The 14,585-nt window shown below is 61.5% G+C and carries 15 protein-coding genes; 6 read left to right on the top strand and 9 right to left on the bottom strand.

The features are described from left to right. Positions 1 to 56: 56 nt before the first annotated feature. On the top strand, positions 57 to 626 hold the full coding sequence (locus F6X62_RS00200; RefSeq protein ID WP_234465147.1) for a hypothetical protein: 570 nt from the start codon (positions 57 to 59) through the stop codon (positions 624 to 626). A gap of 249 nt (positions 627 to 875) precedes the next feature. Here the strand turns inward: F6X62_RS00200 and F6X62_RS00195 are convergent, their stop codons facing one another. The 7 genes from F6X62_RS00195 to F6X62_RS00165 all read right to left on the bottom strand — a co-directional run bounded on the left by F6X62_RS00195 (position 876) and on the right by F6X62_RS00165 (position 7,987). Continuing rightward, positions 876 to 1,145: a DUF3077 domain-containing protein gene (locus F6X62_RS00195; protein ID WP_153772363.1), complete on the bottom strand. Its 270-nt coding sequence runs from the start codon at positions 1,143 to 1,145 to the stop codon at positions 876 to 878. Between the two features lie 113 nt (positions 1,146 to 1,258). Beyond that, entirely contained in the window at positions 1,259 to 1,501 is a 243-nt protein-coding gene (locus F6X62_RS00190) for a hypothetical protein (RefSeq protein ID WP_153772362.1), read from the bottom strand. Between the two features lie 595 nt (positions 1,502 to 2,096). Further along, the gene (gene chrA, locus F6X62_RS00185) at positions 2,097 to 3,467 is read right to left on the bottom strand and encodes a chromate efflux transporter (RefSeq protein WP_153772361.1); all 1,371 of its coding nucleotides are present in this window, start codon (positions 3,465 to 3,467) and stop codon (positions 2,097 to 2,099) included. Continuing rightward, a complete protein-coding gene (locus F6X62_RS00180; RefSeq protein WP_153772360.1) occupies positions 3,460 to 4,401 on the bottom strand; it encodes a chromate resistance protein ChrB domain-containing protein in 942 nt (313 codons plus the stop codon). The genes chrA and F6X62_RS00180 overlap by 8 nt, the downstream gene beginning before the upstream one ends. 402 nt (positions 4,402 to 4,803) lie before the next feature. Beyond that, the gene (locus F6X62_RS00175) at positions 4,804 to 5,739 is read right to left on the bottom strand and encodes an AEC family transporter (protein WP_153772359.1); all 936 of its coding nucleotides are present in this window, start codon (positions 5,737 to 5,739) and stop codon (positions 4,804 to 4,806) included. 7 nt (positions 5,740 to 5,746) lie between these two features. Beyond that, complete coding sequence (locus F6X62_RS00170; protein ID WP_153772358.1) at positions 5,747 to 6,622, bottom strand: carboxylate/amino acid/amine transporter; 876 nt, start codon at positions 6,620 to 6,622, stop codon at positions 5,747 to 5,749. 315 nt (positions 6,623 to 6,937) lie between these two features. After that, complete coding sequence (locus F6X62_RS00165; RefSeq protein ID WP_153772357.1) at positions 6,938 to 7,987, bottom strand: nitronate monooxygenase family protein; 1,050 nt, start codon at positions 7,985 to 7,987, stop codon at positions 6,938 to 6,940. Between the two features lie 262 nt (positions 7,988 to 8,249). Between F6X62_RS00165 and F6X62_RS00160 the strand changes: the two genes are divergently transcribed. Next, complete coding sequence (locus F6X62_RS00160) at positions 8,250 to 9,137, top strand: LysR family transcriptional regulator (RefSeq protein ID WP_153772356.1); 888 nt, start codon at positions 8,250 to 8,252, stop codon at positions 9,135 to 9,137. A gap of 101 nt (positions 9,138 to 9,238) precedes the next feature. Here F6X62_RS00160 and F6X62_RS00155 read toward each other — a convergent pair whose 3' ends face one another. Together F6X62_RS00155 and F6X62_RS00150 are read right to left on the bottom strand one after the other, a co-directional pair. Next, positions 9,239 to 9,838, bottom strand: a complete 600-nt coding sequence (locus F6X62_RS00155) for an FMN-dependent NADH-azoreductase (RefSeq protein WP_153772355.1) — start codon at positions 9,836 to 9,838, stop codon at positions 9,239 to 9,241. A gap of 110 nt (positions 9,839 to 9,948) precedes the next feature. Beyond that, positions 9,949 to 10,263, bottom strand: a complete 315-nt coding sequence (locus tag F6X62_RS00150; protein ID WP_153772354.1) for a 3-phosphoglycerate kinase — start codon at positions 10,261 to 10,263, stop codon at positions 9,949 to 9,951. 49 nt (positions 10,264 to 10,312) lie between these two features. On the opposite strand from F6X62_RS00150, the gene F6X62_RS00145 reads away from it, so the two are divergent. From F6X62_RS00145 to F6X62_RS00130, 4 genes are read left to right on the top strand one after another with little or no spacing between them, the layout of a single operon-like run. Further along, on the top strand, positions 10,313 to 11,236 hold the full coding sequence (locus tag F6X62_RS00145) for a LysR family transcriptional regulator (protein WP_054893297.1): 924 nt from the start codon (positions 10,313 to 10,315) through the stop codon (positions 11,234 to 11,236). Between the two features lie 13 nt (positions 11,237 to 11,249). Next, complete coding sequence (locus tag F6X62_RS00140) at positions 11,250 to 12,062, top strand: alpha/beta fold hydrolase (RefSeq protein ID WP_153772353.1); 813 nt, start codon at positions 11,250 to 11,252, stop codon at positions 12,060 to 12,062. Next, complete coding sequence (locus tag F6X62_RS00135; protein ID WP_153772352.1) at positions 12,056 to 12,613, top strand: peptidylprolyl isomerase; 558 nt, start codon at positions 12,056 to 12,058, stop codon at positions 12,611 to 12,613. Before F6X62_RS00140 ends, F6X62_RS00135 begins: the two co-directional genes overlap by 7 nt. A 55-nt stretch (positions 12,614 to 12,668) precedes the next feature. After that, positions 12,669 to 14,501 (top strand): ABC transporter ATP-binding protein, encoded by a 1,833-nt coding sequence (locus F6X62_RS00130; protein WP_153772351.1) that lies wholly within the window; start codon positions 12,669 to 12,671, stop codon positions 14,499 to 14,501. The last annotated feature ends 84 nt before the right edge of the window (positions 14,502 to 14,585 follow it).

Genomic DNA, 14,585 nt, shown 5'->3' with positions numbered 1-14,585 from the left:
CTAATTCATTTTGATTTAAGATCATCCAGTCACCCGCCTTTTGAGATGGAAAGAAAATGCAACTGCCCCTTCCCGAGACGATAAAGCGCACCACGCACCTGATTCAAAGCATGATGGGCTTTTGGAAGGAGGCTTACGGTTGGGCCCCAATCGAGGCAGCAGAACTGCTGAATAAATCGATGCTCGAATGGCAGAGTTCGCTGGCAGAGGAATTGTCAACATGGTGCGGTAGCTTGAGCGATGGCCAGCTCATTCTTGCCTGGGTCAACCTAGGTGCTTTAGTCGAAGGTCAGATGAAGCTATTTTTGTCTGTGTACTACAAGGAGTACCTGTCGGATGCTTGTGCCATAAAAAAGAAAAATGGAGCTATCGAAGATCCAGACGGAGTAACGCTGGAGCCGCTAATTCTCTTTTTCAGGCAAAAAATCTGGTCACCGGAGGAAGATTGGGAGCCATGGATTCGGATGGTTCAACAACGTAGAAATGCAATTCACGCTTTCAAGGCAAAAACTATCGGCACTACCGAAGAGCTACACACTGCATTAGAGAAACTCCTTGAGTTTGTGAGGTTTATAAACGGCCGGCTACCGTATCCCGATCCTAATTACGCTCCTCGAGAATACTGAGTGAACATCAAACTAACTTAAGGACGAAAGGTCGCTCTGGGTCGAGAGCAGTCACTTACGAGCAACCGCTATTCATCCAAAGCCACCGCGCGCGTCCAAGCCTATTTCAGACGCCCTAACTCCCCCGCATCCCGCGCAGGCCCCGCGATCACCGGCATAGCCGGTGCCATGCACCGCGGTGCTGCCATCGCGGGACCAGCCCGCTCCCACAACCAACCCAACCCAACTCCAGGTCCGATAAACCCGCTTTTACCGGCGCATCCCCAGCTCCGCATCGTCCATCAATGCCTTGGCCAAGGCACTCAGGTAATACGAAGCCCAGACCAGTTGCGGGTTCTCATCCATCACCCCGCTCAAGGTCATGTCGCGCACATACCCCATCAACTCCGAGGCCTGCTCACGCGCGCGCTCGCACGGGATGCCCGGCTCGATGCAGAACAGCGGCTGGGTCATGCCCTTGCCTTGGTAGAACCGTGTTGTGCCGACGGTGGTGTTCGGTGTGGTGTCGTTTCTATCCATCTCTTCCTCTCCCTGAAAACCTCGATGCTCGCTGAACAATTCTGTTGTGAAAGTGGCGGTTCGGCGCTCCGACTTGCCCGCGAAGAGGCCAGCCCCACCACATCCCATTCAACTCAGTGAGCCGTCTGCGGCTCTGCCGGCATCTGAATCTGTATCAAAGCCGACTCCAGCAAAATCCTCAGCGCTTCCATTTCATGAATGGCAGCCATTACCAGGAGCGAGACGGGGGACTTGGGTTGGAGGAGGATCGCTTGATGGGCTACGGTTTGTGCGCAGAGTGCGTACTCGGTGGCTTGGATTATGGTGTCTTCGAGGGAGTGATTGTTGTGAGGTGGGTCGGGAACAACCTTCAGCATGACTACGTCCTTTCAGAGATGCGGTCACCTGCCTGCTGTCAAACAGAAGGGTGGCAGCTGTACGTGGGTTGACAGACCGGCGGACATAGCAAGTTCCGGCGCACGCAAGCGTGCCCGCACGTACAGCCGCCATAAAGGGAAGCTGCAAGCCATGTACCATCACAGCCTGTCAAAGCTGTGTCGTTGATGTGAACGACGCGCTGAGACTAGAGCGCTGCCCGAGGGGCCGCAACGGAAAAAAGGCGGTAGGAGTATCTTTGGGAAATGGACTACACGAAAGGCGCATTTTCTGATTTTCGAACAATGAAACACGCTTCTGATGAAGCCCAAGGCCTCCACCAAACACCGCCCCACACACTCCGCCTGCTGTCAGCCGACTTACGATGCGGATCACTTCTGGATCCCTGTCGTACCAATTTGTAAAAACTCCTGACCGATCGTGTCCCAGGAGTGGATTATCGCTGGCTGATTCAAAGGCCTCCAACTGCATGTAACGTCGTTGCAGGCACCATTCGTCGGTCGTTCTGCTCCTGTGAACGTCGTTAGAAGAAACCGCGACCGACCCGAAGCGCCGGCCTTACGGCTCCCTCTGGCTTCATACTCGCAACATGTGCACTGCCAGACCCGCCAGTGCGCAGGCAAACAGCACCTGTATCACACCGCGCTTGAAGCGAAACAAGGCAACTGCTGCAGCAACCGCGATCACCGCAGATGGCCAGTCGAACACCCCGCTGAAGCCCTTCGGCCAAAGCACGTGATAACCGAAAAACATGGCGAGATTCAGGATCACCCCCACTACTGCGGCCGTTATCCCCGTCAGCGGTGCGGTGAATTTCATCTCGTTGTGAGTTGACTCCACCACCGGGCCGCCAGCAAGGATGAAGATGAACGACGGCAGGAAGGTGAACCAGGTGACGAGGCTCGCGGCGACTGCGCCGGCAACGAAGGGGTGTTGCGCACCGAACATCGGATGCACGTAGCCTCCGACGAAGCCGACGAAGGCAACAACCATAATCAGTGGCCCAGGCGTGGTTTCTCCCAAGGCGAGGCCATCGATCATCTGGGTTGGTGTCAGCCAACCGTAGTGCCCGACAGCACCTTGGTAGACATAAGGCAGCACAGCGTACGCACCGCCAAAGGTCATCAGTGCAGCCTTGGTGAAGAACCAGCCCATCTGCGTCAGAGTGCCATCCCAGCCAAACGACAGCGTCAGCAGTCCCATGGGCAGGACCCATAGCCCAGCACCTATGAGCAGCAGGCGTAACAGATGCCCCAAGCTGAAACGGGCATGTTCAGGTGTCGGGGTATCGTCATCGATCAAGGCAGGGCCATAGCTGTTCTTCGCCCCCCCATGACCGCCACCGATCACGAATTTACCTGGGGCGAAGCGACCACCTGCATAGCCGATGAGGGCTGCCGCCAGCACGATCAACGGGAACGGCACGTTGAGGGCGAAGATGGCCACGAACGAAGCACCGGCCATGGCCCACAGCCAACCATTCTTCAGGGCTCGCGATCCAATCCGATGGGCTGCGTGGACGACAATGGCCGTGACCGCCGGCTTGATGCCATAAAATATCCCCGCGACGATCGGAACCTCGCCAAAGGCGACGTAGATCCAGGACAAACCAATCAGGATGAACAGCGAAGGCAGCACGAACAATGCACCGGCAATCACCCCGCCCCAGGTTCGGTGCATGAGCCAACCGATGTAGGTGGCGAGCTGCTGCGCCTCAGGCCCTGGCAGCAACATGCAGTAGTTCAGCGCGTGCAGGAAGCGCTTCTCGCTGATCCATCGCCGGCGCTCAACCAGTTCCTGGTGCATGATGGAGATCTGCCCGGCGGGCCCACCAAAGCTGATGAAGCCCAACTTGAGCCAGAACAGGAAGGCTTCATACAAGCTGATCGGCTGCTGAGCCGATTGCGATGGCGGCTGTTCGCCCACTGCGGAGGTGGTCTCAACCATTTTGCGCTTCCTCACTCGCGAAAGCCGTCAGCAGGCCATCGAAGATGCCCCCGGCGACGGTTGTCAGTTGATCGTCATCGCCAATGCTCGCTCTCAGGCCGGCGAGGACACGCTCGATACCCGGTGCCTCGGCAGGTTGGTTGCCTCCCACATCCAGGTAGTGGACGACGCCTGCCAGGCGTGTCAGACCTGGCTGCTGAACGGCAAAGCTCTCGATGAGGGTTTCGAATGAAACCCGCTTGCCAACGTGGCTGAACCTGGCCCCGTCAAAATCAAAGCCGAGCGCTTCGCTTGGGCAGTCGCTGGGACTGTCCAACCAAATGAATTGAGCGTCGGCATCGATGAAGCGACGGATCAGCCAGGCACAGGCCAACCGGTCCACCCACGGGCGTTTTCGCGTTGCCCATCGGCGACCCTGGTATTCGCTGCGCTCCAGCTGGTTGATGGCCTCATAGTGCGCACTCGGTTCATCGGAGGACAGTGCCCTGCTAATCGCGGTTTCAAGCTCCTGCAGGGCCGAATCAGCTTGAGCCTTGAGCGCGCCTGGGAAGAAGTCGATCGCCGCCAGCTGGCTGAAGGCCTTCCTGAGCTTGCGCACCTGCCGGGCTATCTGCAGCGCATTGTCCGGTGAGAGGTTAGCCCGGCAGCCTGCGATCTCCTCCAACAGCTTGGCGTACTCGTCGCTTCGGTCGAATAGCCCGCTGAAGCGCTCTTCGCGTTCAGACAACGACAGCAGAAATGCCGTGCCGTTGATGGCCAGCACATCTCGCTCCACGGCTTCGAATGTTTCGCGGCCCGCGCTTTGTTCGGGCAGCAGGTACACACCATCACGCAGCACAGCTGCACCAGAGGCCTTCAGGGTTCTCCAGGCACGCATACGCTCGGTGGCGTTGGCCGTTGGCAGCCCAAGGATCAGTAATGACCATAAAATCATGTAGAGATATCAACGTAAGTTGTACTTATCTCTACATTAAACGAGATTTATCCAAAAGCAATGGTATACATCGAGCGTGCTGAACAGGATCGAAAGCTGTCAGTCACGAGCCACTACCCCTCCGAAGCTGCCGCTCGCCTCCAAGCCTGTTCAGACTCTCTAAATCCCCGCATCCTGCGCCGGCCTCTGTAGGAGCGGGCTTGTCCCGCGATTGTTCGGCGCTCCGACTTGCCCGCGAAGAGGCCAGCCCCGCCACAGCCAATTCAACTCGGTGAGCCGTCTGCGGCTCTGTCGGCATCTGAATCTGTATCAAAGCCGACTCCAGCAAAATCCTCAGCGCTTCCATTTCATGAATGGCAGCCATTAACAGGAGCGAGACGAGGGGCGCCTTTTTCGTGCCTGTCAGCCCGCCACCCCAAGCAGGTACATGAGCCCGGTCAGAGTCAGCAGCGAAGCCACCGTCGACAGCAGGATGGTGCGCGAAATGAGCCCCGCCTCGCGGTTGTAGTACTCCGCCAGCATGAACGGCCCGGTCCCGGTCGGCAGCGCCGCCAGCAGCACCGCCGAGGTCGCCCACATGGTCGGCAGGCTGAACACCTTGAAGGCCAGCACCCAGGTCAGTGCCGGTTGCCCGATCAGCTTGAGCCCCACCAACGGCCAGGGGCTGGCCTGCGCACCGCTGCGTTTCTGCGCCAGGAATGCCCCCAGCGACACCAGCGCGCAAGGCGTGGTGGCCAGGGCAAGCATGTCGAGAAAGTGCATCACCGGCTCGGCCAGGCCCAGGCCGGACATGGCCCATGCGGCGCCGGCCAGTGGCGAAATCACCAGCGGGTTCTTCGCCAGTGCCTTGGCCACCAGCATTACGGCGCGGCCGATCTGGCGTTCTTCCTGCAGGCCGATCTCGATCAGGGTCAGGGAGATCGCGAACACCAGGCAGACCACGATCAGCGACGAGATCAATGCCGGTTGCAACCCTGGCTGACCGAACAGCAACAGGCACAGCGGGATGCCGATGTAGCCGGTGTTGGCATAGCCTGCGCTCAGGCCATCGATGCTCGAAGCCACCAGGCTGTGGCCGCTGAACAGGCGCCAGGCGAGGGTGACGAAGAACATTGCCAGCGCGCCGGCACCGAAAGCGACAATGAAGCCGGGGTGCCAGATTTCGCTCCAGGTCGCGGTGGCGGTCACCTTGAACAGCAGCGCCGGCAGGCACAGCCAGACCACCATGCGGTTGATTTCGGCGGCGGCCTGTTCGCCAAGCTTGCCAGTCTTGCGGCACAGGTAGCCGACCAGGATCAGGGCGAAGATCGGCGCGACGATGACCAGGATGGTATGCATGGGCGCCTCAGGCCTTGCCGGCCAGCGCCGGGCTGCGGCGGTCGCCCAGGCGGCTCAGCCACACGGAGGCGAGGATCACCGCACCGCCGATGAACAACCGCCCCAGCGGCTCATGCTGGTTCCAGATCAGCAGGTTGAGCAGCAAGCCCACCGGCACGTGCAGGTTGTTCATCACCGCCAGGGTGCCGCCTGAAACCAGGCAGGCGCCCTTGTTCCACCAATACAACCCCAACGCGGTCGGGCACAGGCCGAGGAACAGCAGCACCAGCCATTGCACGTCGGTGCTGGGCAGGTGCTGGGCGTTGCCGAACAGCAGGAAGGCCGGCAGCACGACGACCAGCGCGCCCAGGTAGAAGTAGCCAAAGCGCTTGTAGTGCGGCAGGTCGCTGGGGTGGCGGGCGATCAGGTGACGGTAGAGGACCTGCCCGGCGGCGTAAGTGAAGTTGGCCAGTTGCAGGAGCAGGAAGCCCATGAAGAACTCGCCGCTGATGCTGTCGAAGCGGATCACCGCTGCGCCGGCCACCGCGACCAGCGCCGCGAGCAGCGCCCAAGGGTTGAAGCGGCGGTTCAGTGCATCTTCGATGAGGGTGACGTGCAACGGGGTGAGGATGGTGAACAGCAGCACTTCAGGCACGGTGAGCACGCGAAAGCTCAGGTACAGGCAGACATAGGTGATGCCGTACTGCAGCGCGCCGATCAGCAGCATCGAGCGCATGAAGCGCGGTTCGACCTGGCGCCAGCGGGTCAGCGGCAGGAACACCAGCCCTGCCAGCAGTACCCGCGCCAGCACGGCGAAGTAGCTGTCGACATGGCCGGCCAGGTATTCGCCGATCAGGCTGAAGGAAAACGCCTGGATCAGCGCGACGATAATCAGGTAGCCCATGGTTGCCTCTCGTGGATCAAGGCGGCGACCTTAGCGGGTACGGGGTGTTCTGGGCAACCAGGGGGAAGATGAAGATGCGGCGGTGGATGGCACCGGCTGTGCCGGTGTTCGCGGGACCAGCCCGCTCCCACAACTCACATCCGTGAGTGCCACAGCGCCTTTGTAGGAGCGGGCTTGCCCGCGAACACCGGCGGAGCCGGTGCCATCCACCGCGGCGACCTTTTCGCGGGCAAGCCCGCTCCTACAGGGATTGGGCTGGTCTTTAGATTTTGAACAAGACAGTTCCACCACAGCCTTTTGGCAAGATCTTGCCTGTCAGCGCTGCGCGTCGAGCTCGGCCATCAGCACTTCGACCAGCTGCGCTGCCGGCATGGCCCGCGCCCGATAGGCGCCGGTACCGGCCCATTGTGCGGCGAAGTCGCTGCAACCCTGGGCAGTCGCCGCGCTATTGAGCGCCTTGTTGGCATCGTAGGCGCGGGGATAATCCGGCACGCCCGCAGCGCTCTTCACCTCGAACGCGCGGTTGACCATACCCCGCGCAGGCCGTCCGGAAATTGCACTGGTGATCTGCGTCTGCCGCGCCCGTGGCCCGGTCAGCGCCTCACGATAGGCCGCGTTGGTCGCCGACTCCGGGCATAGCAAGAACGCTGTACCCAACTGCGCCGCACAGGCGCCCTGCGCGAACGCGTTGGCGATGTCTGCGCCGTCCATGATCCCGCCGGCCGCGATGATCGGCAGTTGAACGTGATCAGCCAGCAGGCGTACGAGTGCCAGGGTGCTCAATCGATCATCATGATCTTGGTCGAAGATCCCCCGGTGGCCGCCCGCTTCGTAACCCTGGGCGATCAGTGCATCGACCCCGGCTCGCTGTACCTGCAGCGCCTCTTCCACATTGGTCACGCAGGCCAGCAGCACGATACCGGCCGCCTTGAGCGCCTCGATGAACGACTGCGGCGGCAGGCCGAAATGAAAGCTCACCACTGCCGGCTTTTCTTCCAGCAGCATCTGCAGCATCTCGGGGTCTTCGACGAACGAGCGATAGATTTCCCGCAGGCCCTTCGGCGGCTGGGCGTGAAACTCGGCAAAGCGCGCTTCGAGCGCTTGCAGCCAGGCATCCTCGCGCACGTCATCTCGCAGTGCAGGGCGGTGGCAGAACAGATTCACGTTGAACGATGCTCGGGTCAGCGCGAAGGTTTCGCGTATGGACTGGCGAGCCTGGTCGACCGAGCACGCGCCCATCGCGATCGACCCCAAACCACCCGCATTCGATACCGCCGCCGCCAGCGCTGGCGTAGAAACGCCCGCCATGGGCGCCTGGATGATGGGGAAACGGATGTTCAGCAAAGCCTGGATGTCAGTGGTCATGGAGGTTGCTCATCATGGATTGCTCATCGCAGCGCAGGCGACGGCGGGGGCTCATGGCGGGCGCGCGTGTCCGTTGGCGTGGAGCGAGCCCAGGGTTGACCTTAAGCGCACCCATGGATTTTCACAAATGATGATAAATGATGAGTTCCATCACTGATCGTGAAGCAGCAGACGGGACCGGTTGCCTCCAAGCCACTGGATAACCGTGCATGAAATGATGCATAAACATGCCATCAATCATAATCAGTGATAGGTAGACCTCATGGAAATGCGCCAGTTGAAGATTTTCTGCGCCGTGGCCGACCTGGGCAGTTTTACTGCGGCTGCGGTCAGGATCAACACCGTGCAATCCAACGTGACCATGCGCATCAAGGAGCTCGAGGCGGAGCTCAACCGCGAGCTGTTCATCCGCAGAAAGTCCGGCGTCGTGCTCACGGCCGCGGGCGAGACGTTTCTCGGGTATGCCCGGCGCATCCTGCAACTGACCGAAGAAAGCCGCAGCGCCATGCTCGATACCGGTGTCCCCAACGGCCCGCTGCGCCTGGGCTCGATGGAGACCACCGCCGCCATTCGCCTGCCGAACATCCTCACCCGCTACCGCGAGCAGCATCCCGATGTGCAACTGTCGCTGCTTACCGGCACCACTGCCGAACTGATCAAGGCCATCGAGTCCCACCGGATCGATGGCGCTTTCGTCGGAGGGTTTCACCAGAATCCGATGCTTGCCCAGCAAGAGGTGTTCTGCGAGGAACTGGTGCTGGTCAGCAGCGACCAGTTCGATTCGCTCGACAGCTTGATGGCGCGAATGCCCTCGCAGACAGTGCTGGTGTTTCGCAGCGGCTGCTTCTACCGCTCTACCTTGGAGAACTGGTTCTACCGGGTTGGCCTGGTGCCCAACCAGATCATGGAGATGGGCACCCTGGATGGCATCCTTACCTGCGTGTCGGCCGGAATGGGCGTGACCCTGTTGCCCAGGTCGGTGACGCAGAACTGCAGCGTGCGCCATGCAATTCGCTGCCATGAACTGCCAGCGGAATTCTCCCGCGTGTCCACGGTATTCATCCGTCGCCAGGATTCGCTGCCGACTTCGGCGATGAGCGCCTTCATGGAGATGGCGCAGCAGCGCAGGGAAGTTGCGGATCTGCACTGAGCCTTGCGCGCAAAAAAAAGCCCGGTCATTCGCATGACCGGGCACATACACCCAAAGGAGCAACAGGTGTCAGGGTTGGGAATTCGTGGATGCCTCGCGCTTCAAGCCACTGCGGCCAGCTTCGCCTTGGCCTGGTTCAGGCCTTTCTCGTGGAAATCGCCACTCATGTTCAGGCCCTCGGCGTGAATGAAGTTCACCTCGTGGATACCGATGAAGGCCATCACCTGGCGCAGGTAGGGTTCCTGGTGATCGCTGGTAGCGCCGGTATGGATGCCGCCACGGGCGGTCAGGACGATCGCACGCTTGCCGTTGAGCAGCCCCTGCGGCCCGGTCGGGGTGTACTTGAAGGTGATGCCGGCACGCAGCACATGGTCGAGCCAGGCCTTGAGGGTGCTGGGGATGGCGAAGTTGTACATGGGCGCGGCCATCACCAGTACGTCGGCGGCCAGCAACTCATCGGTCAGCTCGTTGGAACGGGCCAGCGCTTCGATTTCAGCCGCGCTGCGCTGCTCTTCGGGCTTCATCCAGCCACCGAGCAGGTTGGCGTCCAGGTGCGGCACCGGGTTGACCGCCAGGTCGCGGACCTTGATCTCGTCGGCAGGATGCGCCGCTTGCCACTGCTGGATGAAGTCGCGGGTCAGTTGACGGGAAACGGAATCCTGCTGGCGGGCGCTGCTTTCGATGATCAGTACGCGGGACATGGGGTGCCTCCATCGGCAAAAAGGGTTGCGATTCGATGGAGGTGAGATTAAGGCTTGACCTATCGATAAAAAAGCGTAAAAAGTGGGTTCAATCTATCGATTAATCTGTTTTATTCAGGTTTGCAGTTCAGGTCGATGCGCAGCTTGATGATCTGCCGGTTGAACTTGGCAGTGACGTCGACGCTCTTGCCGGCCGGAACATTGACCCGACGCACCCTGGGCGCTTCCGGGCCGTTGCGCATCGTGACCTTGCAGGCAGCCGGCACCTGCCCATAGTTGTTCAGGCTGATGCTGCCGATGTCGTAGGCGGTGTCGTACGCGGTGTAGTCGAGCTTGACCCCTTCGATCTCCTTTTGCACATCGATCGGATAGGCCATGGCGCTCAGGGGCAGGAACGTCAGCAGTACCGCAAACCATTTCTTCATTTCGCGCTCTCCTTGTAGTGAGCGCAGCTTAGGACAACAGGAGCCGAAGATGAAAGCGCCGCGCGTGACCCTGGATCAGTGGCGGACCCTGCAGGCGGTCGTCGATCACGGCGGCTTCGCCCAGGCCGCCGAAGCCCTGCACCGCTCGCAATCCTCGGTGAGCTACACCGTGGCACGCATGCAGGAGCAACTGGGTGTGCCGCTGCTGCGTATAGACGGGCGCAAGGCAGTACTGACCGAGGCCGGCAGCGTGCTGCTGCGTCGCTCGCGGCAACTGGTGAAGCAAGCCAGCCAGCTCGAAGACCTGGCTCACCACATGGAACAGGGCTGGGAGGCCGAAGTGCGCCTGGTGGTCGACGCCGCCTACCCCAGCGCCCGCCTGGTGCGTGCGCTCAGCGCCTTCATGCCGCAAAGCCGCGGCTGCCGGGTGCGCCTGCGTGAAGAAGTGCTGTCCGGGGTCGAGGAAGTACTGCACGAAGGCATCGCCGACCTTGCCATCAGCAGCTTCAACATTCCCGGCTATCTGGGCGCCGAGCTGAGCGCGGTGGAGTTCGTCGCCGTCGCCCACCCCGAGCACAGCCTGCACCGCCTGGGCCGAGAGATCACGTTCCAGGACCTGGAAAGCCAGTTGCAGGTGGTGATCCGCGACTCTGGCCGCAGCCAGCCACGCGACGTCGGTTGGCTAGGCGCCGAACAACGCTGGACCGTCGGCAGCCTGGGCACCGCGGCGACCTTCGTCGGCAGTGGCCTGGGCTTTGCCTGGCTGCCCCGGCACATGATCGAACGCGAGCTGCGCGAGGGCCTGCTAAAGCCTCTGCCGCTCGATCAGGGTGGCAGTCGCCACCCGCTGTTCTACCTTTACTCGAGCAAGGAAAAGACCTTGGGTCCGGCCACGCAGATCCTCATCGAGCTGCTGCGCAATTTCGACACCGCGCCACTGGACGTGCCCTTCGCAGCCCCCCCGCAAGCCTGAGAGGACCGCGCCCATGGCCTGTTTCAAACGTGACGGATGCCTGCTGCACTATGAGGAACATGGCCAGGGCGAGCCCTTGGTACTGCTGCACGGCCTCGGTTCGAGCAGCCAGGACTGGGAACTGCAGGTCCCCGAGCTGAGCCGTCACTATCGGGTGATCCTGATGGACATCCGCGGCCACGGCCAGTCGGCCAAGCCTCGCCACGGCTACCAGATCAAGACCTTCAGCGAAGACTTACTGGCCTTGCTCGACCATCTGGACACCGGCCCGGTGCACTTCGTGGGCTTGTCCATGGGCGGCATGGTCGGCTTTCAGTTTGCCGTCGACCATCCGCAGTGGCTGCGCAGCCTGTGCATCGTCAACAGCGCCCCCGAGGTCAAGCGCCACAATCTCGAACACTGGATCTGGTGGGCCAAGCGCTGGAGCCTGGCACGCCTGCTCAGCGTCGAGACGGTCGGCCAGGGCCTGGCCGCGCGCCTGTTTCCCAAGCCCGAGCAAGGCGAACTGCGCCGCAAGATGGCCGAGCGCTGGGCGCGCAATGACAAGCGCGCTTATCTCAAAAGTTTCGACGCCATCGTCGACTGGGGCGTGCAGGAACGCATCGGGCAGATCCAGTGTCCGACGCTGGTGATCGCCGCCGACCACGACTACACCCCGATACAGCAGAAAGAACGCTACGTTGCCCTGATGCCCCACGCGACACTGGCGGTCATCGAGGATTCGCGGCACGCTACGCCCCTGGACCAACCCGAGGTCTTCAACCAGACCCTGCTGCGCTTTCTCGCAGCCGCATCCACCTCTCAAGGATCATTGAGCCCATGCTGAAGAAACTCCTGCTCACCGCCTGCTCGTTCGCCTTCGCCGCCAGTGTCATGGCCTCCGACAAGACCCCTCACGTGCTGCTGGACACCAGCTTCGGCCAGGTGGAGATCGAACTGAACGCCGAAAAAGCGCCGATCAGCACGAAGAACTTCCTGGCGTACGTCGACAGCGGCTTCTACAACAACACCATCTTCCACCGCGTGATTCCGGGCTTCATGGTCCAGGGCGGCGGCTTCACCGATCAGATGGTGCAGAAGAGCACCAAGGACCCGATTCGCAACGAAGCCAGCAACGGCCTGCAGAATACCCGTGGCACGCTGTCGATGGCGCGCACCTCGGATCCGAACTCGGCCACCAGCCAGTTCTTCATCAACGTGGCCGACAACGATTTCCTCAACCCCGGTCGTGACCGTGGCTACGCGGTGTTCGGCAAGGTGACCAAGGGCATGGAGGTGGTCGACCAGATCGTCAACTCCCCCACCACCGTCAAGAAAGGCATGCGCGATGTACCGGCCGATCCGGTCTACATCAAGTCGGCCAAACGTATCGACTGATCGCGGGTCTCACAGGATGTGAAGCCGCCCGCGAGCGGGATCAACAGGAGTTTCCATGCTGTACCGTCGCTTCGAGCAACTGATCGACATTTTCCGTGAGGCGCCCAGCGAGGCGCCGCCGAGCACGGTCTGGCCGTTCTACCTGTACTACCTGCGTCAGGTCTGGCCGAGCTTTCTCGCCTTGCTGGTGGTCGGCCTGGTCGCCTCGCTGATCGAGGTGGCGTTGTTCAGCTACCTGAGCCGGATCATCGACCTGGCCCAGGGCACGCCCAACATCAACTTCTTCAGCGAGCACAGCACCGAGCTGATCTGGATGCTGGTGGTCGTGCTGGTGCTGCGGCCGGTGTTCTTCGGCCTGCACGACCTGCTGGTGCACCAGACCATCAACCCGGGGATGACCAGCCTGATCCGCTGGCAGAACCACACCTATGTGCTCAAGCAGAGCCTGAACTTCTTCCAGAGCGACTTCGCCGGGCGCATCGCCCAGCGCATCATGCAGACCGGCAACTCGCTGCGCGACTCGGCGGTGCAGGCGGTGGATGCGCTATGGCACGTGCTGATCTACGCGATCAGCTCGTTGGTGCTGTTCGCCGAGGCCGACTGGCGCCTGATGATTCCGCTGCTGGTATGGATCGTCGGCTATATCGCCGCGCTCTACTACTTCGTGCCACGGGTCAAGGAACGCTCGGTGGTGTCGTCTGACGCACGCTCCAAGCTCATGGGGCGGATCGTCGATGGCTACACCAACATCGCCACCCTCAAGCTGTTCGCCCACACCGACTACGAACAGCAGTACGCCCGCGAAGCGATCAGCGAGCAGACCGAGAAGACGCAACTGGCTTCACGGGTCATCACCAGCATGGATGTGGTCATCACCACCCTCAACGGCCTGCTGGTGGTCGCCACCACTGGCCTGGCACTGTGGTTGTGGAGCCAGTCGCTGATCAGCGTCGGCGCCATAGCCCTGGCCACGGGCCTGGTGATCCGTATCGTCAACATGTCCGGTTGGATCATGTGGGTGGTCAACGGCATCTTCGAGAACATCGGCATGGTCCAGGATGGCCTGCAGACCATCGCCCAGCCGGTTTCGGTCACCGACACGCCCAATGCCCCAGCATTGAAAGTAAGCCGTGGTGGTGTGCGCTTCGACGATGTGGACTTCCACTACGGCAAGGGTGGCAAGGTCATCGATGGGCTGAACCTGGATATTCGCCCGGGCGAGAAGATCGGCCTGATCGGCCCGTCCGGCGCGGGCAAGTCCACGCTCGTCAACCTGCTGCTGCGCCTGTACGACGTGCAGGGCGGACGCATCCTCATCGATGGCCAGGATATCGCCCAGGTCAACCAGGCCAGCCTGCGTGCGCAGATCGGCATGATCACCCAGGACACCTCGCTGCTGCACCGCTCGATCCGCGACAACCTGCTGTATGGCCGGCCGGACGCAAGCGACGAGGAAGTCTGGGAGGCGGTGCGCCGCGCCCGGGCTGACGAGTTCATCCCGCAGTTGTCCGACGCCCAGGGCCGCACCGGCTTCGACGCCCATGTGGGCGAGCGTGGGGTCAAGCTCTCCGGCGGCCAGCGCCAGCGCATCGCCATTGCCCGCGTGCTGCTGAAGAATGCGCCGATCCTGATCATGGATGAGGCAACCTCGGCGCTGGACTCGGAAGTCGAGGCGGCGATCCAGGAGAGCCTGGAAACCCTGATGCAGGGCAAGACTGTGATCGCCATCGCACACCGCCTGTCGACCATCGCCCGGATGGATCGGCTGGTGGTGCTGGAGAAGGGGCGTATCGTCGAGAGCGGCAGCCATGCCGAGCTGCTGGCTCAGCAGGGGTTGTACGCCCGGTTGTGGCATCACCAGACGGGCGGGTTCGTCGGAGTCGATTGATATCGCCTCAAGGGTCTTTTCGCGGGTAAACCCGCTCCCACAGGTACCGCGCTGTCCGTCAGTGCAACGCGGTACCTGTGGGAG

This window comes from Pseudomonas sp. MNR3A (assembly GCF_009650575.1).
Classification (GTDB): Bacteria; Pseudomonadota; Gammaproteobacteria; order Pseudomonadales; family Pseudomonadaceae; genus Aquipseudomonas; species Aquipseudomonas machongensis.
This window is presented reverse-complemented; position numbering and strand designations above follow the sequence as displayed.